This is a genomic window from Kitasatospora sp. A2-31, from assembly GCF_022288725.1.
Classification (GTDB): Bacteria; Actinomycetota; Actinomycetes; order Streptomycetales; family Streptomycetaceae; genus Kitasatospora.
Genome location: NZ_JAKNTA010000005.1, coordinates 406,729 through 428,592 on the forward strand (window position 1 = coordinate 406,729; position 21,864 = coordinate 428,592).

Here is a 21,864-nt window from a genome sequence, read left to right on the forward strand (position 1 = left end):
GCCGCCGACACACCCCGTCGACCGACACCCCCGTCCGCCGCCGCCCCGGGCCGAACGCCGGGCCCGGGGCCGCGGCCAGCCCCCTGGAGCACCCATGGACATCGGCCTCGTCCTGCAGACCGACCCGCCCGCCCGCCTGGTCATCGACCGCATGATCCGCGCCGAGCGGGCCGGCTTCAGCCACGGCTGGACCTTCGACTCCTGCGTCCTGTGGCAGGAGCCCTTCGTCATCTACAGCCGCATCCTCGCCGAGACCCGGCGGCTCACCGTCGGCCCGATGGTCACCAACCCCTCCACCCGTACCTGGGAGGTGACCGCCTCCCTCTTCGCCACCCTGAACGACATGTACGGCAACCGGACGGTCTGCGGCATCGGCCGCGGCGACTCCGCGATGCGCGTGGCCGGCCGCCACCCCGCCACCCTCGAACGGCTCTCCCACGCCATGCACGCGATCAAGGAGCTCGCCGAGGGCCGCACCGTCGAGGTCGACGGCACGGAGATGCACCTGCCCTGGGTCGGCGAGGGTCGGCGACTGCCCGTCTGGATGGGCGCCTACGGCCCCAGGGCCCTGGCCCTGACGGGCCGCCAGGCCGACGGCTTCATCCTCCAGCTCGCCGATCCCTACCTCACCGAGTTCATGATCAAGGCGGTCCGGGCGGCCGCCGCCGACGCCGGACGCGACCCCGACGCGCTCACCATCTGCGTCGCCGCCCCCGCCTACGTCACCGCCGACGACTCCCCGGCCGCCCTGGCCCACGCCCGCGAACAGTGCCGCTGGTTCGGCGGCATGGTCGGCAACCACGTCGCCGACCTGGTCCGCCACTACGGCGAGCACTCCGACCTCGTCCCCGACGCCCTCACCGCCTACATCAAGGACCGTCAGGGCTACGACTACAGCCACCACGGGCGCGCCGGGAACCCCGACACCGCCTTCGTCCCCGACGAGATCGTCGACCGCTTCTGCCTGATCGGCCCGCCCGCCGCGCAGCTCGAACGCCTCGACCACCTCCGCTCCCTCGGCGTCGACCAGTTCGCCGTCTACGCCATGCACGACGCCATCGAGGCCACCATCGACGCCTACGGCACCGACGTCATCCCGCAGCTGGCCCCGGACGGGACCCGTCCATGACCGGAACCGCCGCGATAGGGGGCGACGGCACCGCGCCCGGTCGACCGGGCGGTCCCCTCCCGGAGCTCCGGCACGCCGACGGCCGGGTCGAGTTGGACCCGGCCGCCGGCGCCCTGCCCGCCAACGGCTTCACCAACGACGACCTGCGCCCCGTCCCCGTCGCCCGCCGCACCTGGACCACCTACAACTTCCTCGCGCTCTGGGTCGGGATGGCCCACAACATCCCCTCCTGGACCCTCGCCTCCGGCCTCGTCGCCCTCGGCATGGACTGGAAGCAGGCCGTCCTCACCATCGCCCTGGCCAACCTCGTGGTGCTCGCGCCGATGCTGCTCACCGGCCACGCCGGGACCAAGTACGGGATCCCGTTCCCGGTCTTCGCCCGCGCCGCCTTCGGCCTGCGCGGAGCCAACCTGCCGGCCCTCGTCCGCGCCGCGGTCGCCTGTGCCTGGTTCGGCATCCAGACCTGGATCGGCGGCGAGGGCATCTTCCTGCTGGCCGGCAAGCTCCTCGGCGAATCCTGGCGCACGGCGGGCGAGCTGGGCGGCTACCCGTGGACGCAGTGGCTCTCCTTCCTGCTGTTCTGGCTGATCGAGATGGCCGTCATCGCCCGCGGCATGGAGACCCTGCGCCGGTTCGAGAACTGGGCCGCGCCGTTCGTCATCGTCGGCGCCCTCGCCCTGCTCGCCTGGATCACCGTCAAGGCCGGCGGGTTCGGCCCGCTGCTCGATCAGCCGTCCCGGCTCGGCTGGGACGCGGACTTCTGGAAGGTCTTCTTCCCCGCCCTGATGGGCATGATCGGGTTCTGGTCCACCCTCGCCCTCAACATCCCCGACTTCACCCGTTTCGGCGGGAGCCAGCGCGCCCAGATCCGCGGTCAGGCCCTCGGCCTACCGACCACCATGACCCTCTTCGCGCTGCTCTCCGTCCTGGTCACCTCCGGCTCCCAGGCCGTCTACGGCGAGCCGATCTGGGACCCGATCGCCCTCGCCGCCAAGATGGAGAGCCCGGTCGGCATCCTCTTCGCGCTGCTGACCGTCCTGGTCGCCACCCTGTCGGTCAACATCGCCGCGAACGTCGTCTCGCCCGCCTACGACCTCGCCAACCTGCTGCCTCGCCTCGTCGACTTCCGCACCGGGGCGCTGATCACGGGCGTCGTCGGGATCGCGATCTTCCCGTGGAAGCTCATCTCCGACCCGCACGTCTACATCTTCACCTGGCTCGGCGTCGTCGGCGGACTGCTCGGGACCGTCGCCGGGATCCTCATCGCCGACTACTGGCTGCTGCGCCGCACCCGCCTCCGGCTCGCCGACCTCTACCGGCCGGGCGGGGCCTACTGGTACACCGCCGGGTGGAACTGGCGGGCCGTCACCGCGTTGCTCGTCGGCGGCGTCCTGGCGGTCGGCGGCTCGTACGGCGGTCCGTTCCCGGCCGACGGGCTGATCCCGGCGCTCAAGCCGCTCGCCGACTACGGGTGGGCGGTGGGCGTGGGGTCGTCGCTGGTGCTCTACACGGTGCTGACGCCGGCGAGCCGGCGGGCGCGCCGCTGAGGTGCGGTGCGCACGGGCGGGGTGCCGCGGTCCCGCCGCCGGCGGACCGCCGGTCACCGACGGGTGCCGCGCCACCGGGGGTCGGCGATCCGGGCGACGGCTTCGACGACCTTCCCCGCGCCGTCCTCGGCGGCCAGTACCCGGGCGACGGCACCGGCCCGGGCCCGGTGGCCCGGGTCGTCCAGGGCGCGGCGGATCGCGGCGGCGAGGCGCCCCGCGGTGAGGCCGGCGAGCGGGACCGGCCCGGGACTGGTGCCGAGGCGGGCGGCGCGCGCGGACCAGAACGGGGCGTCCAGCTGGGCGGGCACCGGGACGGTCGGCGTGCCGGCCCGCAGGGTGGCGGCGGTGGTGCCGGCACCCGCGTGGTGGACGGTCGCGGCCATCCGCGGGAACAGCCAGCAGTGCGGGGTGTCGTCGACGGTCAGTACGTCGTCGCCCTCCGGCGCGGCGAGGCCGCTCCAGCCCGACTGGACCACCGCGCGCACCCGGGCGGCCCGCAGCGCGGCCAGGACGGTGGCGGTGAGCCGCTCGGGGTCGGGGACGACCAGACTGCCGAAGCCGACGAACACCGGCGGCGGACCGGCCGCGAGGAAGTCGAGGAGCCGGGCCGGTGGCCGCCACCCGGGATCGGGGTGGGGCCACCAGTAGCCGGCCACGTCCAGGCCGGGCCGCCAGTCGGCCGGCCGGGGCACCACGGTGGGGGAGAAGCCGTGCAGGACGGCGTGGTCGCGCCGGGCCCGCGCCACACTGCGCGGCGGCAGGCCGAGGCGGCGGCGCAGCCGCCGCACCGCGGGGGCGAACAGCTGGTCGGTGGCGGCCTGGACGGCGTGCCCGGCGAGGACGTTCCCGGTCCGCCCCAGCGACCGGGAGCCGGTCACGGCGGGGGCGAACTCCCTTGTCGGCGCCAGCGGCTGGAGGTGCAGCCCGAGGTGGGGCAGGCCGGCCGCCTCGGCGACCGCCTGGCCGAGGGCGGAGGTGGTGCTGCTGGTGAGCAGGAGGTCGGCGCCCCGGTCGGCGGCGGCCGCGATGCCGTCGCCGATGGCGGGCATGAAGGAGCGCCCCAGCCGCAGGAGTTCGAGGACGCCGAGCGGTCCGGCGCCGGCCCGCAGGAGCCGCTGGCCGCCGGTCGAGGCGAGCTCGGCGCGCGGGTCGACGGGCAGCGGACGGAACTCCAGGCCGGCCGCGCGCACCGTGCCGGCGAAGGTGGCGTGCGTGGCGACGGCCACCTCGTGGCCGGCCGCGAGCAGGTGGACACCGAGCCCGGTGAACGGAGCGACGTCGCCCCGGGAGCCGGCGGTGGCGATCAGGATGCGCATGGCGGCAGTATCCCGGGGCCACCGGCCGGGACGGGGGCGGCCACGCCCGGCGCCCGGGAACCGCAGGGGCGCACGGAGCGTCCCTGCGGGCAGGGCGGTCCGGCCGGGACCGCCGTAGCGGAGGGCGGGAGGACGCATGAGCTTCGTCGCATGGATCGTGCTGGGCTTGGTGGCCGGGGCCCTGGCCAAGTTGCTGCTGCCGGGGAAGGACCCGGGCGGCCTGGTGGTGACCACCCTGATCGGCGTCGCCGGGTCCTTCGTCGGCGGCTGGATCTCCTCACGGTTCCTGCACCGCGAGGTGACGGCGCACTTCTTCGACCTGGCCACCTGGGCCTCGGCCGTCGGCGGCGCCCTGGTGCTGCTGATCGCCTACCGCCTCGTCTTCGGCAACTCCCGCCGCTGACCCTTCCGGCCGCCCGCGCCGCCCGGCACGGGCGACCCGGGCGGCCGCGGGGTCACTTCGCGGCGAGGCCGCCGAGGATGAGCTTCCAGAGGGCCTCGAAGCGGTCCTGGGCGTGCGGATCGGACCACTCGGCCGCGTGTGCGGGGTCGTGGAAGTGCGCGGTGGCCTCGAAGACGGCGCGGGCGGTCGAGGCGATGTCGGCGGGCCCGAACTCCCCGTCCCGGACGCCGTCCCGGACGATCCGGCCGATCTGCGCGACCATGGTGTCGATGTGCGCCTCGACCGTGCTGCTGGTCTCGGCGACCAGGGCCAGGTAGGTGGCGAACAGCTGCGGGTCGTCCAGCGCCTTCTTCCGCTTGGCGGCGAAGAGCGTCGCCAGCCAGCGGTGCAGCCGGTCCGCGGCGGGGCCGGGCTCGGTGGCGATGAACTGCAGCTCGTGGTGGGCCTGGTCGAGCCAGCGCTGGGTGACGGCCTCGCGCAGCGCCGCCTTGCTGGGGAAGAACCGGTAGACGCTGGTGTGGCTGACGCCGAGGTTGCGGGCGACGTCCACCACGGTGGCCTTGGCCGGCCCGAACCGCCTCAGGACGTCCTCCGTCGCGCTCAGGATCTGCTCGGGGGTGAGTGCGCTGTCCGTGGTCACGGGGAGGTTCGTCCTTCGGGTGGGGCGTCCGCCGCCGGGGCGGCGGCGGACGGCGCTGCGGCTGGCGGGTGCGGTGCTGGTCGGCGGTCGGTGCTGGGGGCTCGTCGGTGGTCGGAGGTGGTGGCCCGACGGCCGGACCCGGCGGCGGCGCCGTCCCGCGGGGGTGCCGCGCTCAGTGCTCGCTGTCGAGGTGGGCCATCTGAGCGGCAGCGTACCTCTCCCCGGCGGCGGAACCGGCCGGGACCGCGGCCTCGATCGCGGCGAGATCGGCCGGGTCGAGCGTGAGGTCCAGCGCGCCGAGGGCCTCGCCGAGCCGGTTGCGGCGGCGGGCGCCGACCAGCGGGACGACATCCTCGCCGCGCGAGGCGACCCAGGCGATCGCGACCTGCGCGACGGTGGCGCCCCGCTCCGCGGCGACCGCGCGCAGCGCCTCGACCAGGCGCAGGTTGTGGGTGAGGTTGTCGCCCTGGAAGCGCGGGCTGTGGCCGCGGAAGTCGGTCCCGGCCAGAGCGCGGTCGTCGTTCCAGTGGCCGCTGAGCAGGCCGCGCGAGAGCACGCCGTACGCGGTGACGCCGATGCCCAGCTCGCGGGCGGCGGGCAGGATCCTCTCCTCGACGGAGCGGGAGATCAGGGAGTACTCGATCTGCAGGTCGCTGATCGGGTGGACGGCGGCGGCGCGGCGCAGGGTGTCGGCGCCGACCTCGGAGAGGCCGATGTGGCGGACGTGGCCGGCCTCGACCAGCTCGGCGATCGCGCCGACGGTCTCCTCGATCGGGACGTCCGGGTCCAGGCGGGCCGGCCGGTAGACGTCGATGTAGTCGGTGCGCAGGCGGCGCAGGGTGTAGGCGAGCGCGGTCTTCGTCGCCGCCGGGCTCGCGTCGTAGCCGAGCCACTGGCCGTCCGGGGTGCGCTGGGCGCCGAACTTCACGCTGATCCGGACGCTCTCGCGGTCGCGGCCGCGGAGTGCGTCGTGGATGAGCAGCTCGTTGTGGCCCATGCCGTAGAAGTCGCCGGTGTCGAGCAGGGTGACGCCGGCGTCGAGCGCGGCGCGGATGGTGGCGATGCTCTCGGCCTCGTCGGCCGGGCCGTAGAGGTCGGACATGCCCATGCAGCCGAGGCCGAGGACGGAGGTGGTGAGGCCGGTGGCGCCGAGGGGGCGCTGCGGGATGCGCGGGCCGGGGGAGGGGGTGGCGGACATGCAGGGCTCCTGGGGAGAAGAGGGGAGTGGGGTGTGGGTGCAGAGGCCTGGCAGGGGGTGGCCGAGTTCAACTGTGCCACGGCGGCGAACAGATTTCAAAGTCTGTTCGCTGAAATCTGTCATGTGAACTCGGTGCCCGATCGATGGCACGGTGTCATCGCCGATGCGTCCGCTCGACCGCCGCCCGGGAGCGTCGCGTCCGCGGCCCGGCTCGCCGGCCCGTGCGTCCCCTCGACGTGACACCACTGCCGGACCGCCGCACGCAACTGCCGGACCGCTGCCCGGTGTCGGTCCTCGCGCCGGGCCGTCCGGGCCCGGCCGGCGACCCGCCGACCTGGTACCGGGCGTTGAGCCGCTGTCACCCATCCGGCGTGGAAATGCCGCGCCTTGGCCGTTTGCGCTGCCAAACCCCGGCGGGGGGTTCATGGTGGAGGTGGGCGCGATCCGGCGACCGCGCTCGCGCGCCGATCCAGGCCCGCGCGCCGTAGGCCCGCCGCCGGTCTCCGACGGGCACGCGAGGCGGGGCCCGTCCCCCGGTGCGCTGGGAGCAGGGCCACCTCGCAGGCAACCGAACGGTTCTTCTAGGCTCACGTCTCGGCTTCCCTGTGGCGGTGCAGTCGCTGCGACCGCTGCTTCGAAGCCGCCGTCCACGGGGCCCCGGGTCGACCGGGGCCACCGGATCGAGCGAGGAGGACGCAATGCCAAGCACGCCGCCCAGCCGTTCCACCGGACTTGAGCCAGACGGGCCGTCCCGGGGGATCCCAGCTCCTGCCGGGTTCAGAGGGGTCGTCGGGCGGAGCGGAGCGTCCGGGGTCACTCGGGCCGCGCGCTCCGGCCGGCCGGTGCGACCGCTCAATACCGGCGGCGGCCGCGGAGGCGAGCGTTGAGTCCCCGAACCGTCCGGCCGCCCGTCGCCGAGCCCGTGACCACCGAACCCGCGCTGACCCCGGCCGCCGTCTCCGCGTCCCCCGACGCCGCGGCGGGAACGGCCGCCACCGCGGCCCCCGTCGTCGCCGAGCCGTCCGACCCGGAGGCCGGCGCTCCGTCTCCCGGCACCGGTGCCGGTGCCGGTGCCGCGGGGACCGTCCCGTCCGCCGGCCCCGCCGCCGGCCCCGCGGCCGCACCGCCGGCCGCCGACGGACCCACCGCGGCCCTGCCGGGCCTTCCCCAGGCGCTCACCACCCGCGCCCGCACCCTGGCCGGAGCCGTCCGACGCCGCTGCGCCGACCTGGCCCGGATCGAGTCGCCCAGCGGGGACGCGCCCCGACTCAACGCGCTCGCCGAGGAGTTGGCCGCCGGATTCCGTGCCACCGGGGCCACCGCGCACCGCGAGGCCGGTCCGGCCGGCGACCACCTGCTGCTCCAGTGGGACGGCCAGGACGAGAGCCTTCCGCACCTCCTGGTGGTCGGCCACCACGACACCGTCTGGCCGGTCGGCACCCTCGAGGACTGGCCGGTCACCGAACAGGACGGCATCCTCACCGGTCCCGGGGTGATCGACATGAAGGGCGGACTCGCCGTCCTCGAAGGCGCGTTCGCCCTGCTCGCCGACCTCGGCCAGCGTCCGCACCGCACCGTCCGGCTGGTCGTGGTCTCCGACGAGGAGGTCGGCAGCCCCGACGGCCGCCGCCTGGTCGAGCGGCAACTGCGCGGCGCGGCCGCCGTCCTGGGCCTCGAACCGCCGCACCCGGACGGCCGGCTCAAGACCGCGCGCCGCGGCAGCAGCCGGGTCCGGCTCACGGTCACCGGGCGGGAGGCCCACGCCGGCAACGACGCCGCGGAGGGCGTGTCCGCCGTGGACGAACTGGTCGACCAGCTGGTCGCGGTCCGCGGGCTGGCCTGCCAGCCGGGCACCGAGCTCAACGCGGGGCGGATCAGTGGCGGCACCCGGGCCAACGTGGTCGCCGGACGCGCGGAGGCCGAGCTCGGTCTGCGCTTCGCCACCGCCGAGGCCCAGCGCCGCACCCTCGACAACCTGGCCCGGCTCGCCGCACTGCGCCCGGGGGCGCGGGTGCGGACCGAGGTGCTCTCCAGCCGCCCGGCCTGGCCGGAGCGCGCCGCGAACCCGCTGCTGCGGCACGTCCGGTCGCTCGCGGCCGTGCTCGGCCAGCAGCTGGACGGCGGCCCGGCGGGCGGCGCCGGGGACACCAATCTGCCGGGCTCGCGCGGACTGCCGACGCTCGACGGCTTCGGCGCGGTCGGTGCGGGTGCCCACGCACGGCACGAGCACATCCGGATCGACCAGCTGGCGCCGCGGATCGCGCTGCTGGCCGCACTCCTCGCCGTCCCGCTGCCCCGCCTGCGGGACCGGGCGGAGGGGTAGGTCCGGCGCCCGGCCGTCGGGCCGCCTGCGAACGGGAGACGGGCCCGCCGTCCGGCAGCCGCCGGACGGCGGGCCCGTCGGGTCTCCCGGTCCGCGGGCCGCATCCCGTCCGGCCCCGAGCGGGCCCCGGCCCGCCTCCCTTGTCAGGGCGCCGCCTCACCGCGCACAATGGAACCGACCGAACGGTCAGTCGGGAGCGCGAGTGCCCGGCGGGCGACACGGCGGGACCCAGCCGCCCTGCCCGTCACGCCTCGCGTCCGGCGACGCGCGACACGTGAGAGGGGACCGTGGTGACAGCAGAGGTGGCCGAACCGGTCCCCGCCCAGACCCAGGAGGAGCGCTTCGAGGCGGTCATCGCCGCCGAGCAGCGGATCGAGCCCCGGGACTGGATGCCCGACGCCTACCGGGCCACCCTGATCCGCCAGATCGCCCAGCACGCCCACTCCGAGATCATCGGCATGCAGCCCGAGGGCAACTGGCTCACCCGCGCCCCGTCGCTGCGCCGCAAGGCGATCCTGCTCGCCAAGGCCCAGGACGAGGCCGGCCACGGTCTCTACCTCTACGCCGCCGCCGAGACCCTCGGGGTGGACCGAGCCGAGCTCACCGAGAAGCTGATCTCCGGCCGCCAGAAGTACTCCTCGATCTTCAACTACCCGACGCTCACCTACGCCGACGTCGGCGTGATCGGCTGGCTGGTCGACGGCGCCGCGATCTGCAACCAGGTGCCGCTCTGCCGCTGCAGCTACGGCCCCTACGCCCGGGCCATGGTCCGGATCTGCAAGGAGGAGTCGTTCCACCAGCGCCAGGGCTACGAGCTGCTGATGACGCTCATGCGCGGCACCGAGGCCCAGCGCCGGATGGTCCAGGACGCGGTCGACCGCTGGTGGTGGCCGTCGCTGATGATGTTCGGCCCCTCGGACGGGGACTCGCCGAACACCGCCCGCTCGATGGCCTGGCGGATCAAGCGGCACACCAACGACGAACTGCGCCGGCGCTTCGTGGACATGACCGTGCCGCAGGCCCAGCACCTCGGCGTCACCCTGCCCGACCCCGAGCTGCGGTGGAACGAGGAGCGCGGCGGCTGGGACTTCGGCGAGCCCGACTGGTCCGAACTGACCCGGGTGATCCACGGCCAGGGCCCGTGCAACGCCCAGCGGATCGAGCGCCGCCGCGCCGCCCACGAGGACGGCGCCTGGGTGCGCGAGGCCGCCTCCGCCTACGCCGCGAAGCGCCGCGCCGAGGCCGGGACCCGCACCGCCGACGAAGCCCAGCACACCCCGGAACAGGAGAACGGAAAGTGACCGAGTCCAAGGCCGGCTGGCCGCTGTACGAGGTGTTCGTGCGCCCCCGGCGCGGGCTGAACCACGTCCACGTCGGCTCGCTGCACGCGGCCGACGACCGGATGGCGCTGCTCGCGGCCCGCGACCTCTACACCCGGCGCAACGAGGGCGTCAGCCTCTGGGTGGTCCGCTCGGACGCGATCACCGCCTCCACGCCGGACGAGCGGGACCCGTTCTTCGAGCCGAGCGGCGACAAGGTCTACCGCCACCCGACCTTCTACGACATCCCCGAGGATGTCCCGCACATCTGACGGGGAGCAGCAGTACCATGACCGACGACCACGTCTACCTCAGCCTCTCCGAGGCGTCCCCCGAGCCCGAGGGCGAGGGCCGCTGGGCCTACGGCACGGGCTTCGCCGACCCGCTGCTCGGGGTCGACACGGCGGTGCCGGCCGGCCTCGACGGAGCCGACCTCGCCGCGTACTGCCTGATGCTGGGCGACGACGCGCTCGTCCTCGCCCAGCGGCTCATCGAGTGGTGCACCCGGGCGCCGGAGCTGGAGGAGGAGGTCGCGCTCGCCAACCTCGGCCTCGACCTGCTGGGCCAGGCCCGCCAGCTGCTCACCCGGGCCGGCCAGGCGGACGGCTCCGGCCGCACCGAGGACGATCTGGCCTACTGGCGCGAGGAGCACGAGTTCCGCAACGTCCGCCTGGTCGAGGCCCCCAACGGCGACTTCGCGTACTCGATCGCCCGCCTGCTGCTCTTCGCGACCGCGCGCGGCGCACTGTACGAGGAGCTGGCCGGCCACGCCGACCCGGTCCTGGCGGCGGTCGCCGCCCGGGGCGCCAAGGAGCTCGCGTACCACCGCGAGTACGCCACCGCCTGGACGCTGCGGCTGGGCGACGGGACGGCGTACTCGGCGCAGCGGATGCAGGCCGGCCTGGACGCGGTCTGGCCGCTGCTGGACGAGCTGTTCACCGCGCACCCGGTGGAACTGCGGGTCGGCGTGGACCCGGCGACGCTGCGCGAGCCGGTGCTGCGCTCGCTCGCCGCCGTGCTGGCCGAGGCCGGACTGGCGGTGCCGGAGGTGCCGGGGCTGGCCACGGTCGGCGGCCGGGCCGGCCGGGACGGCGTGCACACCGAGGCGCTGGGGTTGCTGCTGGCCGAACTGCAGGTGCTCGCCCGTGCGCACCCGGGGGCGACGTGGTGACCGGCACGGCGGCGACGCCGCGGGAGCGGGCCTGGGCGGTGGCCGCCGAGGTCCCCGACCCCGAGCTGCCCATGCTCACCCTCGCCGACCTGGGCGTGCTGGCCGAGGTCGAGGTCGAGGCGGCGCCGGGGACGGCGGAGGCGGGGACGGCGGAGGCGACCGGAGCCCCCGCCGGGGCCGCGGTGACCGCCTGGCTGACGCCGACCTACTCCGGCTGCCCGGCCGTCGCCGAGATGGCGGCCGACGTCGACCGCCGGCTGCGCGCGGCCGGCTACGCGGACGTCCGGGTCAGGCTGCGGCTCGACCCGGCGTGGTCCACCGACCTGATCACCGCCGAGGGGCGCCGCAAGCTCGCCGAGGCGGGCATCGCCCCGCCGCGTTCCGCGTCGGAGCGGGCGGCCTCGGCGGCTTCCGCCGGCGCTGCGCCGCGCAGCACCGCCTCGCCCCTGCTCACGCTCGGTCCCACCCGCCACCTGGTGCCCTGCCCGCTCTGCGGCGGCACCGACACCGAGGAACTGTCCCGGTTCGGCTCCACCGCGTGCAAGGCGCTGTGGCGCTGCCGCGACTGCCGCGAGCCCTTCGAACGCGTCAAGGAGATCTGAATGGCCGCCGGTCCCGCCAGCACGGCCCGCCCCACCGAGACCGCCGGCCCGGCCGACCCGGTCGCCGCCGACGTCGCCGCCGACGCCGGTGCGGACGTCGACACCGCCCCCGGTGTCCGGCCGGCTCGCCGTCCGGCCTTCCACCACCTGCGGATCGCCGAGGTGGAGCGGCTCTGCGAGGACGCGGTCGCGGTGACCTTCGCGGTGCCGGACGGGCTGTCCGACGCTTTCGCCTTCCGCCCCGGGCAGACGCTGACGCTGCGGCGGGTGGTGGACGGGGTGGACGAGCGCCGCTCGTACTCGATCTGCGCCCCGGTCGGGGGACCGCTGCGGATCGCCGTCCGGGAGGTGCCGGGCGGGCTGTTCTCCCGCTGGCTGGTGCGCGATGCGGGGCCCGGCGAGGAGGTCGAGGTGCTGACCCCGACCGGGCTCTTCACCCCCGATCTGGGCGTGGCCGCCGACCACGTGCTGCTGGCGGCCGGCTCCGGGATCACCCCGATGCTCTCGATCGCGGCCTCGGTGCTCGCCGCCGACCGCACCTCCACCGTCACCCTGCTCTACGGCAACCGCCGCAGCGATACGGTGATGTTCGCCGACGAGCTGGCCGACCTGAAGGACCGCTACCTCGGCCGCCTCCAGCTGGTGCACGTCCTCTCCCGCGAGACCAGGGACGCCGAACTGCTCAGCGGGCGGCTGGACCCGGAGCGGGTCGAGGCGCTGCTGACGGCGCTGGTGGACGTCCGGCAGGTCGGCCACTGGTGGCTCTGTGGCCCGTTCGGCATGGTCGCCGGGGCCAAGGAGCTCCTGGCCGGCCTGGGTGTCCCGGGCGAGCGGGTGCACCAGGAGCTGTTCCACGCCGAGGACGAGCCGATCACCCGGCGCGCCGACGAGACCGGCACGGAGGCGGCGGGCGACCGCCCCCACAGCGAGGTCACCGTCGTGCTCGACGGGCGGGGCAGCACGCTCGACCTCCCGTGCGACCGCTCCATCCTGGACGGCGCGCAGCGCTCCCGACCGGACCTGCCCTTCGCCTGCAAGGGCGGGGTCTGCGGCACCTGCCGCGCCCTGGTCACCGAGGGCGGGGTGGAGATGCGGCGCAACTTCGCGCTGGAGGAGAAGGAGGTGGCCGCCGGCTACGTCCTGACCTGCCAGGCCCGCCCGGTCACCGACCGGGTGACGGTCGACTTCGACCGCTGACCGGCGCAGCCCGGGGCCGGGCTGCGCCGGTCAGCGGACGGCGACCGTGACCGGTTCCCGGCCGCCGACCGCGGCCGGGGCGGTCCCGGCGGCCGGGGCGACGGCCGGGCCGGCAGGCCGCGGGGCCGCCGGGGCCGGGGCGCCGAGCAGGCCGACGATGTCGTTCACGGCGGCCCGGCCCGCCCTGTTGGCGCCGACGGTGCTGGCCGACGGTCCGTAGCCGACCAGGTGGACGCGCGGATCGGCGGTGGCGCGGGGGCCGGTGAGCGCGATGCCGCCGCCCGCGGAGCGGAGGCCGAGCGGCGCGAGGTGGCCGACCTCGGGGCGGAATCCGGTGGCCCAGACGATCGCGTCCACCGCCAGCTCCTCGTCGCCCCAGGCGACCCCGTGCTCGGTGAGGCGGTCGAACATCGGGCGGCGGTGCAGCGCGCCCAGCTCCTCGGCGCGGCGGTAGGCGACGGACGGGCCGAGCCCGGTCACGCTCACCACGCTGCGCACCGGCAGGCCCTGGCGGACGCGTTCCTCGACCTTGGCGACGACCGCGCGGCCGTACTCGGGGGTGAACGGGCCGTCGTGGAAGACCGGCGGGGTGCGGGTGACCCAGACCGTCTCCCCGACGGTCGCGATCTCGGACAGCACCTGGATCGCCGAGGCCCCGCCCCCGACGACCAGGACGCGCCGGCCGGCGAACTCCTCCGGGCCCCGGTAGGCGGCGTAGTGCAGCTGCCGGCCGGCGAAGTGGCCGGGGTAGTGGGGCAGGAACGGGCGGGTCCAGGTGCCGGTGGCGTTGATCAGGGCGCGCGTGGACCAGGTGCCGCGATCGGTCTCGACCAGCAGCCGCCCGCCCGGTGCGACCTCGTGCCCGTCCTCCGTCCCGCCGTCCGTCCGGGTGTCAGTCCGCGCGTCGGTCCCGGCGCCCGTCCGCGCGTCCGTCCCGGCGTCCGGCAGGTCGGACGCGGAGCGGACGGCCAGGACGCGGACGGGGCGCACGACCGGGAGCGCGTGCCGGGCCTCGTACGCCGCGAAGTACCCCGGGACGACCTCGCGCGCGGGGGCGTCCGGGTCGGGCTCGGGCAGCTCGAAGTCGGGGAGGTCGTGGAAGCCGTGCACGGTGGCCATCCGCAGCGAGGGCGAGCGGTGGGCCCAGGCCCCGCCCGGAGCGGTGTCCCCGTCGAGCACCACGAAGCCGCCGTCGGCGCCCGCCCGGTAGGGGGCGAAGCCGCGGCGGCGCAGGTGGTAGGCGGCGGAGAGGCCCGCCTGCCCGGCGCCCACCACCACGACGTCCACCCGCCGGAGCTCGCCGGTCCGCACTCCGCTGTCGTTGGTTGCACCGTAAACAGTCACATCGGTGAAACATCGGGCCCGGCGGGCGTGTTCCCCGGGCGCGGGTGGTCCGGCCCCGTACGCACGCCGGGCGCGCCGGGCGCGCACCCCCCGCGCGGGGCACGCCGGAGGCCGGGTCGGTGGGCGGCGGCGGATCAGGTCGCCGGGGAGATCACCACGGCCGTGCCGTAGGCGCAGACCTCGGTGCCGACGTCAGCCGCCTGCGTGACGTCGAAACGGAACATGAGGACCGCGTTGCCGCCCCGCGCCCTGGTCTGCTCGACCAGCCGGTCCATCGCCTCGTTGCGGCTCTCCACCAGGGTCTTCGTCAGACCCCGGAGCTCGCCGCCGACCAGCGACTTCAGCGACGCGCCGATCTGGCTGCCGACGTGCCGGCTGCGGACCGTCAGCCCGAAGACCTCACCGATCACGTGGTCGACCCGGAAGCCGGGGATGTCGTTGGTGGTCACCACCAGGACCTGGGCGTCCGGGCGCTGCCCGCCGCCGAATTCGTCGATGTTCGCCATGGGGCCATCCTGCGGGCTGTCCACGGCCCCCGCCCAGAGGCGTGGCCGGGAGGGCCGGAGATGGCTTGGAGTGGGCGCTGCCGAGCCGGACCGCACCGGACCGGTGATCGGGCGGCGGAAAAGCCGTACCGTAGCCCCATGGGCGAGCGAAGCGATCATCCACAGGGGCCGGGCGCGGCCGAGGACTCGGGCGCGCAGGAGATCGAGGCGACGGTGGTGCTGGGCCTGCGGATCACCGACTGGCCGGCCTTGCGCGCGGCCGCGATCGCGGCCGTGGAGGAGCTGGACTTCGAGGGCATCGACCCGGCCGGCCAACGCCGCGAGCTGCTGCGCGAGGTGGCCGAGGACGCCAACGCGGCGCTCGGTGCGCTGCTCCACCCGGACCGGCTGGTGGCGGCGATCCCGGGCGTCGAGGCGATCGGCGGCACGCTGGAGATCAGCGTCACCGAGGACTTCGCGCCCGATTTCGCCGAGCTCTTCCCGCTGGACGGCGACGAGGAGGACGGCGGCGCGGCGGGGGACTGGACCCTCACCCCGCGGACCGCCTGCCTGCTCCACGCCCAGCTGCTCGGCCTGGCCGACGCCGCGTACGACGACCTGGAGGAGCACCAGGACGAACCGGTCGTGGACGGCGAGGAGGGGGACTGGACGGTCTTCGGCCGTCTGCCGCAGCGCACCTGGCGCATGCACCGGGCCTGGCGGCGGTCGATGGCCCGCGCCTTCGACGACCTCGCCGACGACCTCGCGCTCGGCGAATGGCCGCTGCCGCGCTGCCTGGCCGAGGAGATCGCGCTGCGGATGGCCCTGGTGGACGCACGGGCGCTGCTCGGCGCGCAGCCCGAATCGGTCGCCGACATGATGGGGGACCTGCCCGCCGACCTCTACGACTACGACTGGGACGGCTGCCAGGACGAGCTGTTCGGGGCCTACGGGCCGGACGACGGGGACCCGGAGCTGGACTCGGAGCAGCGCACCGAGCGGCTGCTGGCGGCGACCCATCCGGAGGGCTGGTTCCTCGGGTACGAGGACGCGGAGGAGCGGGACGGGCAGCGGGGCTACCGGCGCTGACCGGGAGGCCGCCGGCCCCCCCGCGCAGGGCGCGCGCCCGAGCGGCTTCCGGCGGCGCGGCGGGCCGGCTCCGCGGTTAGGCTGCGGACATGTCCGAGATGTCCGACCCCGAGGGCCGGCCCGCCGCCGACCGGGCTGCACCCGTGCCTGCCGACGTCGATCCGGCCGCCCCCGACCCGGTGCTGGAGCGGGTGGCGCTCGGCCTCGACGGCGTTCAGGCGGCGCAGCGCGGGCGGACGGCGCAGGCGCGGGCGAGCTTCGAGCAGCTGTGGGACGCCCTCGGCGAGAGCGGCGACGTCTTCCACCGCTGCGTCCTCGCCCACTACCTGGCCGACCTGCAGGACGATCCGCATGCCGAACTGGAGTGGGACCGGCGGGCGCTGGCCGCCGCCGACTCGCTGACCGCCGAGCGGGCGCAGACCTACCGGTCCGCCCTGCAGGTCCGCGCCTTCTACCCCGCTCTGCACCTCAACCTGGCCTCCGACCACCTCAAGCTCGGCGAGCCGGACCGGGCGCGCGAGGAGCTGGAGCGGGCGGTGCGAAGCCTGGACGCACTACCCGAGGACGCGTACGCCGCCGGCATCCGCGCCGCCGTCGCCGAACTGCGGCAGCGCCTGCACTGACCCCTCGCCGGGCGCGGTGCGGACGCCGTGCCCGGGTGCCGCGCCGGGGCGGCGCGCGCCGCCCCGCCGCGGGCAGGCGGAGGCCGTTGTTCAGCCTTTTTGTTCAATGACCGACAGCCGGACTCGAACAACCCCGGTGCGCTACACCTGGAGCGCAGCACCGACCGGCGATGGGGAGAGTTCGGCAGATGACGACGCTGTGCATCGGAAACAACCGCACCGAGGAGATGGTCGGGGACCTCACCGGGATGACGGCGCTGGAGCGCGCGTTCGCCGGCTGCGGGGCCCAGCGGATGCTCTGGTTCGCCGAGGACGGTGACGTCCTGGTGCTGCCGTGGGAGCCCGAACCGGCCTACCTCGCGTACGTCACCGGGCTCACCGGGACCAGGGCGGAGAGCCTGACGGTGGTCGTGCCGCCCGCGGCCCCGGACGGCGGGGACATCCTCACCCCGGACCGCCTCGCCGACCCGGGATTCCGCCGGGAGCTGCGCCGCGTGCTGGCCGGACGGACGGTCGGGCGGGTGCTGGCGATATCGCCGAACGCGGCCGTGGTCGATCTGGCCGCGGCGATCGGGGCCGAGGACGCCGTGCCGGGGCACGCCTTCGCCGCGCAGGGCGGCAATGCGCTGGTGAACAGCAAGGCCGTGTTCCGGGCGCTGGCCGCCGGGGCCGGTGTGCCGGTGTCGCCCGGGACGGTGGCCACCTCGCCGCAGCAGGTGGAGGCGGCCGTGAACGGGCTGCTGGAGCAGGGCCACAGCGTCATGGTGAAGGTCGAGTACCAGGCGGGCGGCTTCGGCAACGAGGTCCTCACCCGGGCCGAGCAGGTCGCCCCGGCCGGGGCGCAGCGGGCGGTGGAGCTGGCGGACGCCGGTGCCGTGGCCGCGTACGTGGCCGAGCGGTGGCAGTGGCTGACCGGTGGCCGCGACCAGCGCGTGGTCGTGGAGCGGTACTTCGCGGACGCCGTGCCGTTGTACGCGGAGTTCTCCGTCGGCGACGGCGGCTCGGTGCTCTCCGGCTGCGGCGAGATGCTGATGGATCCGGTGGTGGTCGGGGAGATCACTCCGCCGGTCACCCCGGACGCCGGCGTGCGGGCCGAACTCGTCGAGCAGGCAGCCCGGTTGTGCGAGTCATTGCGGGTTCTCGGGTACCGGGGGACGGTCAGCGCCGACGCCTTCCTCACGCCCAAGGGCGAGTTGTACTTCAGCGAGACCAACGGGCGGCTGACCGGGTCGACCCATCTGCACGACGCGTTGTTCGCCCGCCTGGTCGGGGCGGAACACCGCGCCCACCGGGTGATCCTGGAGCTGGCCGGCCTGCACGTGCCGTCCTTCCCGGAGGCCGTCGCGGCGGTCGAGCGGGCCGGGCTGGCCTTCGACCGGCGGACCCGCACCGGCGTGGTGTTCAGCGCGGACTTCGGTCCGGCCGACGGCTCGGTGATGTACTGCGTGATCGCCGAGGACGCGGCGGCAGCCCGGGCCGCCGAGAGCCGCCTGCTCGGGTTGTTCACGCCGTGACGCGCGACGGCGAACGGGCGGGTCCGGGCGCCTCGGGGGGCGACCCTCGCGGTGGTGCCGGCTCCGGTCGCCCCGCCGGCAGGTCTTCGGTGATGCGTGCGGCGGTGATCCGGTCCTACGGCGGGCCGGAGGTCCTGCGTACCGAGAGCGTGCCCGAACCCGTCGCCGGGCCGGGCCAGGTGCTGATCGACGTGACCCTGGCCGGTCTCAACTACGCGGATCTGCACTGCCGCGAGGGGTCCTACGGGTGCCACCCGCTGCCCGCCGTCCTCGGCGCCGACGTGGTCGGCCGGCGGCGCGCCGACGGCCGGCGGGTCGCCGCACTGCTCCGCTCGGGCGGCGGATACGCCGAAGTGGCCTGCGCCGAGCTGGTGTTCACCGTGGAGGTGCCGGACGGGGTGAGCGACGAGCAGGCCCTGGCGCTGCTGGAGCAGGGGGCGACGGCCTACGGCGCGCTGACCCTGCTGGGGCGGATCCGGCCGGGCGAGCGGGTCGCGGTGACGGCGGCGGCCGGTGGCGTCGGGCACCTGGCCGTACAGCTGGCCCGGGAGTTGGGCGCGGGCCGGGTGCTCGGCGTGGCCTCGACCGAGACGAAGCGGGCTTTCGTCCGCTCCCTGGGGGCCGACGCCGTGTTCGACCCCGCCGATCCGCGGCTGGCCGAACTGCTCGGCGAGGCGGGCGGCGTGGACCTCTTCGTGGACTCGGTCGGCGGCGGGGTGCTGCGGTCCGGGCTGGCGGCGCTGGCGCCGTTCGGCCGGCTGCTCTCCGTCGGCGCGCGCGGCGGTCCGGAGGAGTCGTTCTCGGTGGCCGAGCTGGCCGAGGGGTCGGTCGGCGTGCTCGGCTTCTGGCTCCAGCACGTGCTGGACGACCGGGCGTTGTTCGCGGACGTCGCCGCCCGCCTGTTCGCGCTGGCCGAGCGGCGGCGGCTGGTGGCGCGGATCGACCGCGTCGTCCCGCTCGCCGGGGTGGCCGCCGCGCACCGCGCGATGGGTGCGCGGGAGACGATGGGCAAGGTGCTCGTGGACGTGCGCGCCTAGGCAGGGGCACGGGAGTGCGAGGGCGCGACCGGCGAATCCGGGGGACGGGTTCGCAGGCCGCGGGGCTCGGCGGGCGGATCCGGGTGTCCGTCCGCCGAACTCCGTCCCCGGGGCCGTCCGGTTCTCCGCCGTCAGTAGCCGGCGACCTCGTCCAGGCCGTGGCCGCGCAGCGGGACCAGGAAGCTGCGCTCGAACACCACCACCACCTCGCCGGTGGACTTGGTCCCGGTGGTGCGGCAGCTGACGATGCCCTGGCCGGCGCGGCTCTTGGAGAGCCGCTTGGCCAGCGTCTCGGTCTCCGCGTACAGGGTGTCCCCGGTGAACACCGGGTGGGTCATCCGGATGTTCTCCCAGCCGAGATTGGCGATGGTGCGCCCGCTGGTGGAGCGGGCGGTCATCCCCCCGACGATGCTGAGCGTCACCAGGCTGGAGACGATCGGCCGCCCCCACGGGGTGTGTTCGCTGTACGCCGCGTCGATGTGCAGCGGCGCGTCGTTCATGCTGAGCATGCTCATCAGCACGTTGTCCAGCTCGGTGACGGTGCGTCCCGGTCGGTGCTCGACCACGTCGCCGACGGTGAACTCCTCGTAGTAGCGGCCGACCACCTCGCGGTAGCGAAGCCGGCCGATCCGCCGGTAGCCGACTGGTTCCGGTTCGGCCGCGGCCGCGCCCGGGAGGTCGCCGGCGGCCGCGGGGCGCAGCGCGGGGGTGGGGTGGTCTGCGGACAGGGGTTCGGGCATGGTGCGGGTGCTCCCAGGTGTCAGAGGTCGGCGGTGAGTTCCTTGACGTGGCCGGCGAACTCGGTGATCAGGCGCTCGTCCATGTCGGCGCGCATCATCAGCCGCAGTCCGGCCTCGCCCTTGGGGACGATCGGGAAGAACACCGCCGAGCTGTAGAAGCCGCGCTCGAAGAGCTGGGCGGAGAGTTTGACCGCGCGCTCGGCGTCGCCGACGTCCACGCGCCGCACCGGCAGGCCGTTGCCGGCGAAGCTCGTCGGCAGGAGTTCGTCGAAGAGGTCGATGTTGCGGTTCAGCCTTGCCTGCAGCTCGGCGAGTTCGGGCGACCGGTGGATGGCCGCGCTGCCGAGCGAGGCGCCGACCAGCGGGAGCGCGACGTTCTGCGACCAGCCGACCGGGCCGGCGTGCCGGTGCAGGAACTCGAACTGATCCCGGTTGCCGAGCATCGCGATGCCGCCGCCGGTGCCGAAGCCCTTGCCGAGACTGGCGACGATCACCGTCCGCGGGTTCATCTCCAGCCGGGACCGCACGAAGCCCTCGCCGCGCTCGCCCATGATGGAGAGCGAGTGGGAGTCGTCGATGTAGAGGAACAGGCCGTAGCGGTCCTGGAGTTCGAGCAGGCCGTCGAGTGCGGCCGCGCCGCCCATCGAGTACGCGCCGTCCGCCACGTAGGCGACCCGCGGGTACCTGCGACAGATGTCCTCCAGGTAGTCCAGGTCGTTGTGCGGGCAGTTGAGGACCAGCGCCTCGTCCGCGCAGATCGGCTTCACGTAGGCCATGCAGAAGTGGCAGAACCGGTCGAAGACCATCACCCGGGGGCCGTCGCTGCTGCCGTCGCAGCGGTCGTTCAGGTGGCCGGAGGCGACCAGCGGCAGGATGCCGGCGGTGAGGGAGGTGCAGGAGGCGCCGGGCAGGACGTGTGCGCCGAACAGCTCACCCAACTCCTCCTCCAGGCGGACCAGCAGGTTGTGCCTGATCCGGGTGGTGGAGGTGACCAGCCAGGTGCTCCGGGACTCGGTGAGCGCGTCCACCGCGCCGGCCGCGACCTGCGGGTGGTTGTTCAGCCCGAGGTACGCGCAGGAGACCATGTTGGCGAACTCGTGGCCGCTCTCGCGGACGATCAGCCGGTTGTTGGACTCCGAGTCCACCTTGATGCCGATCAGGCCGTTGGCGCCGGCCGCCTGCCAGACCGGATCGGCGGCGGCGAGCATCGCCGCGGCGTTGCGGTAGCGGCGCGGGCCCTGGACGGACTGCGCCGGCTCGGTTGCCTCGGTCATCGTCACTTCTCCTTCGTCTCGTTCGGTTCGGGTGGGGCGAACTGCTCGATCAGGCGCTGCGAGGCCTCGAAGAAGGGCATGCCGACCATCACGCCGTCCACGACGGTGACCGAGCGGCCGTTCTCCCGGCCCGCCTCGACCACCCGGCGGGCCCGCTCCAGCAGTTGCTCGTCCGGACTGAACGCCTCGTTGATCGGCGCGAGTTGGCGCGGATGGACGGCGATCTTGCCGCTGAAGCCGAAGTCCCGGGCAAGCGCGGCCTCGTGGCGCAGTCCGGCCAGATCGGCGACCTCGAAGAACGGCGCGTCCATCGCCTCCACCCCGGCGGCGCGGGCGCTGTTGACCAGCCGGCCGCGGGCATGGGCGAGGGCGTCCCAGGAGAGCCGGGCACCGACCGCGAACGCGTAGTCGGCCGAGCCGAAGACCAGCCCGCGCAGCCGGTGGCCGGCCGTCGCGATGGCGGGGGCGTGCTCGACGCCGAGCGGCGTCTCGACGACGGCGAGGAACTCCGTGTCCGGGCAGTCCGGTCCGAGCGCGCCGGCCGCGATCTCGATGTCCCGTGGGGACTCCGCCATCGGCACCAGCACGATGTCCGGCTTCACCCGGTAGCGGCTGATCGCGATCAGGTCGCGCAGACCGTCCGGCCCGCAGAGGGCGTTGATGCGCACCGCGCTCCGGGCGAGCTTGGTGGTCGGGAGGTCGAAGAACTCCTCGGCGAGCCGGCGGGCCTCCTCCTTCCGTGCGGGCGGGACCGAGTCCTCCAGGTCGACCATGGCGATGTCGGCCCCGGACTGGTGGCTCTTGGCGTACCGCTCCACCGCCATCGCGGGTGTGGACAGCAGGGAACGGCAGTACCGCGTGAACTTCATGGGAAATCTCCGAAGTCAGCGAAGTCTGCGGCTCCCGGTTCTAT

The 21,864-nt window shown here is 75.0% G+C and carries 21 protein-coding genes; 13 read left to right on the forward strand and 8 right to left on the reverse strand.

The window, feature by feature from the left end; genetic code table 11:
• Positions 1-94: 94 nt before the first annotated feature.
• Both MCM47_RS16620 and MCM47_RS16625 read left to right on the forward strand, forming a co-directional pair.
• Positions 95-1,129 (forward strand): TIGR03842 family LLM class F420-dependent oxidoreductase, encoded by a 1,035-nt coding sequence (locus MCM47_RS16620; protein WP_238862395.1) that lies wholly within the window; start codon positions 95-97, stop codon positions 1,127-1,129.
• On the forward strand, positions 1,126-2,676 hold the full coding sequence (locus MCM47_RS16625; RefSeq protein WP_238862396.1) for an NCS1 family nucleobase:cation symporter-1: 1,551 nt from the start codon (positions 1,126-1,128) through the stop codon (positions 2,674-2,676). Before MCM47_RS16620 ends, MCM47_RS16625 begins: the two co-directional genes overlap by 4 nt.
• Positions 2,677-2,729: 53 nt before the next feature.
• Here the strand turns inward: MCM47_RS16625 and MCM47_RS16630 are convergent, their stop codons facing one another.
• A complete protein-coding gene (locus MCM47_RS16630) occupies positions 2,730-3,992 on the reverse strand; it encodes a glycosyltransferase (protein ID WP_238862397.1) in 1,263 nt (420 codons plus the stop codon).
• Positions 3,993-4,128: 136 nt separating this feature from the next.
• Between MCM47_RS16630 and MCM47_RS16635 the strand changes: the two genes are divergently transcribed.
• The gene (locus tag MCM47_RS16635; protein ID WP_238862398.1) at positions 4,129-4,395 is read left to right on the forward strand and encodes a GlsB/YeaQ/YmgE family stress response membrane protein; all 267 of its coding nucleotides are present in this window, start codon (positions 4,129-4,131) and stop codon (positions 4,393-4,395) included.
• Between the two features lie 52 nt (positions 4,396-4,447).
• On the opposite strand, the gene MCM47_RS16640 is transcribed toward MCM47_RS16635, so the two are convergent.
• Together MCM47_RS16640 and MCM47_RS16645 are read right to left on the reverse strand one after the other, a co-directional pair.
• Positions 4,448-5,035, reverse strand: a complete 588-nt coding sequence (locus MCM47_RS16640; RefSeq protein ID WP_238862399.1) for a TetR family transcriptional regulator — start codon at positions 5,033-5,035, stop codon at positions 4,448-4,450.
• 172 nt (positions 5,036-5,207) lie between these two features.
• A complete protein-coding gene (locus MCM47_RS16645) occupies positions 5,208-6,233 on the reverse strand; it encodes an aldo/keto reductase (RefSeq protein WP_238862400.1) in 1,026 nt (341 codons plus the stop codon).
• Between the two features lie 883 nt (positions 6,234-7,116).
• Between MCM47_RS16645 and MCM47_RS16650 the strand changes: the two genes are divergently transcribed.
• From MCM47_RS16650 to paaE, 6 genes are all read left to right on the forward strand, one after another.
• Positions 7,117-8,556 (forward strand): M20/M25/M40 family metallo-hydrolase, encoded by a 1,440-nt coding sequence (locus MCM47_RS16650; RefSeq protein ID WP_238862401.1) that lies wholly within the window; start codon positions 7,117-7,119, stop codon positions 8,554-8,556.
• A 290-nt stretch (positions 8,557-8,846) separates the two neighbouring features.
• Positions 8,847-9,857: a 1,2-phenylacetyl-CoA epoxidase subunit PaaA gene (gene paaA / locus MCM47_RS16655; RefSeq protein ID WP_238862402.1), complete on the forward strand. Its 1,011-nt coding sequence runs from the start codon at positions 8,847-8,849 to the stop codon at positions 9,855-9,857.
• Positions 9,854-10,147 (forward strand): 1,2-phenylacetyl-CoA epoxidase subunit PaaB, encoded by a 294-nt coding sequence (gene paaB, locus MCM47_RS16660; RefSeq protein WP_030056311.1) that lies wholly within the window; start codon positions 9,854-9,856, stop codon positions 10,145-10,147. Before paaA ends, paaB begins: the two co-directional genes overlap by 4 nt.
• 17 nt (positions 10,148-10,164) lie before the next feature.
• Positions 10,165-11,046 (forward strand): 1,2-phenylacetyl-CoA epoxidase subunit PaaC, encoded by an 882-nt coding sequence (paaC, locus tag MCM47_RS16665; protein WP_238862403.1) that lies wholly within the window; start codon positions 10,165-10,167, stop codon positions 11,044-11,046.
• Positions 11,040-11,648, forward strand: coding sequence for a 1,2-phenylacetyl-CoA epoxidase subunit PaaD (gene paaD / locus MCM47_RS16670; RefSeq protein WP_308222338.1), 609 nt, complete (start codon positions 11,040-11,042; stop codon positions 11,646-11,648). The genes paaC and paaD overlap by 7 nt, the downstream gene beginning before the upstream one ends.
• Positions 11,649-12,845: a 1,2-phenylacetyl-CoA epoxidase subunit PaaE gene (gene paaE / locus MCM47_RS16675; RefSeq protein WP_238862404.1), complete on the forward strand. Its 1,197-nt coding sequence runs from the start codon at positions 11,649-11,651 to the stop codon at positions 12,843-12,845.
• Between the two features lie 30 nt (positions 12,846-12,875).
• Here paaE and MCM47_RS16680 read toward each other — a convergent pair whose 3' ends face one another.
• Positions 12,876-14,189: an NAD(P)-binding domain-containing protein gene (locus MCM47_RS16680; protein ID WP_238862405.1), complete on the reverse strand. Its 1,314-nt coding sequence runs from the start codon at positions 14,187-14,189 to the stop codon at positions 12,876-12,878.
• A gap of 134 nt (positions 14,190-14,323) precedes the next feature.
• Positions 14,324-14,695, reverse strand: a complete 372-nt coding sequence (locus MCM47_RS16685; protein ID WP_238862406.1) for a YbjQ family protein — start codon at positions 14,693-14,695, stop codon at positions 14,324-14,326.
• Positions 14,696-14,833: 138 nt separating this feature from the next.
• On the opposite strand from MCM47_RS16685, the gene MCM47_RS42600 reads away from it, so the two are divergent.
• The 4 genes from MCM47_RS42600 (at position 14,834) to MCM47_RS16715 (ending at position 18,937) form a co-directional block, all read left to right on the forward strand.
• A complete protein-coding gene (locus tag MCM47_RS42600) occupies positions 14,834-15,763 on the forward strand; it encodes a hypothetical protein (RefSeq protein ID WP_305067988.1) in 930 nt (309 codons plus the stop codon).
• Positions 15,764-15,852: 89 nt separating this feature from the next.
• A complete protein-coding gene (locus MCM47_RS16695) occupies positions 15,853-16,386 on the forward strand; it encodes a hypothetical protein (protein ID WP_238862407.1) in 534 nt (177 codons plus the stop codon).
• A gap of 188 nt (positions 16,387-16,574) precedes the next feature.
• Positions 16,575-17,900 (forward strand): peptide ligase PGM1-related protein, encoded by a 1,326-nt coding sequence (locus tag MCM47_RS42605; RefSeq protein ID WP_305067989.1) that lies wholly within the window; start codon positions 16,575-16,577, stop codon positions 17,898-17,900.
• Positions 17,901-17,992: 92 nt separating this feature from the next.
• Complete coding sequence (locus MCM47_RS16715; RefSeq protein ID WP_238862408.1) at positions 17,993-18,937, forward strand: zinc-binding dehydrogenase; 945 nt, start codon at positions 17,993-17,995, stop codon at positions 18,935-18,937.
• A 131-nt stretch (positions 18,938-19,068) separates the two neighbouring features.
• On the opposite strand, the gene MCM47_RS16720 is transcribed toward MCM47_RS16715, so the two are convergent.
• The 3 genes from MCM47_RS16720 to MCM47_RS16730 are packed head-to-tail and all read right to left on the reverse strand — an operon-like array spanning position 19,069 to position 21,820.
• On the reverse strand, positions 19,069-19,677 hold the full coding sequence (locus MCM47_RS16720; RefSeq protein ID WP_238862409.1) for a MaoC family dehydratase: 609 nt from the start codon (positions 19,675-19,677) through the stop codon (positions 19,069-19,071).
• Positions 19,678-19,697: 20 nt separating this feature from the next.
• Positions 19,698-20,951, reverse strand: coding sequence for an aminotransferase class I/II-fold pyridoxal phosphate-dependent enzyme (locus MCM47_RS16725; RefSeq protein ID WP_238862410.1), 1,254 nt, complete (start codon positions 20,949-20,951; stop codon positions 19,698-19,700).
• A 2-nt stretch (positions 20,952-20,953) separates the two neighbouring features.
• Positions 20,954-21,820, reverse strand: a complete 867-nt coding sequence (locus tag MCM47_RS16730; protein ID WP_238862411.1) for a CoA ester lyase — start codon at positions 21,818-21,820, stop codon at positions 20,954-20,956.
• Positions 21,821-21,864: the final 44 nt, after the last annotated feature.

Coding starts and splice junctions, on each gene's coding strand:
- MCM47_RS42600 (WP_305067988.1), top strand. CDS start 14,834: ATGGGCGAGCGAAGCGATCATCCACAGGGGCCGGGCGCGGCCGAGGAC.
- MCM47_RS42605 (WP_305067989.1), top strand. CDS start 16,575: ATGACGACGCTGTGCATCGGAAACAACCGCACCGAGGAGATGGTCGGG.
- MCM47_RS16730 (WP_238862411.1), bottom strand. CDS start 21,820: ATGAAGTTCACGCGGTACTGCCGTTCCCTGCTGTCCACACCCGCGATG.
- MCM47_RS16685 (WP_238862406.1), bottom strand. CDS start 14,695: ATGGCGAACATCGACGAATTCGGCGGCGGGCAGCGCCCGGACGCCCAG.
- MCM47_RS16635 (WP_238862398.1), top strand. CDS start 4,129: ATGAGCTTCGTCGCATGGATCGTGCTGGGCTTGGTGGCCGGGGCCCTG.
- MCM47_RS16630 (WP_238862397.1), bottom strand. CDS start 3,992: ATGCGCATCCTGATCGCCACCGCCGGCTCCCGGGGCGACGTCGCTCCG.
- paaC (WP_238862403.1), top strand. CDS start 10,165: ATGACCGACGACCACGTCTACCTCAGCCTCTCCGAGGCGTCCCCCGAG.
- MCM47_RS16715 (WP_238862408.1), top strand. CDS start 17,993: ATGCGTGCGGCGGTGATCCGGTCCTACGGCGGGCCGGAGGTCCTGCGT.
- paaE (WP_238862404.1), top strand. CDS start 11,649: ATGGCCGCCGGTCCCGCCAGCACGGCCCGCCCCACCGAGACCGCCGGC.
- MCM47_RS16625 (WP_238862396.1), top strand. CDS start 1,126: ATGACCGGAACCGCCGCGATAGGGGGCGACGGCACCGCGCCCGGTCGA.
- MCM47_RS16645 (WP_238862400.1), bottom strand. CDS start 6,233: ATGTCCGCCACCCCCTCCCCCGGCCCGCGCATCCCGCAGCGCCCCCTC.
- MCM47_RS16720 (WP_238862409.1), bottom strand. CDS start 19,677: ATGCCCGAACCCCTGTCCGCAGACCACCCCACCCCCGCGCTGCGCCCC.
- MCM47_RS16725 (WP_238862410.1), bottom strand. CDS start 20,951: ATGACCGAGGCAACCGAGCCGGCGCAGTCCGTCCAGGGCCCGCGCCGC.
- MCM47_RS16695 (WP_238862407.1), top strand. CDS start 15,853: ATGTCCGAGATGTCCGACCCCGAGGGCCGGCCCGCCGCCGACCGGGCT.
- MCM47_RS16620 (WP_238862395.1), top strand. CDS start 95: ATGGACATCGGCCTCGTCCTGCAGACCGACCCGCCCGCCCGCCTGGTC.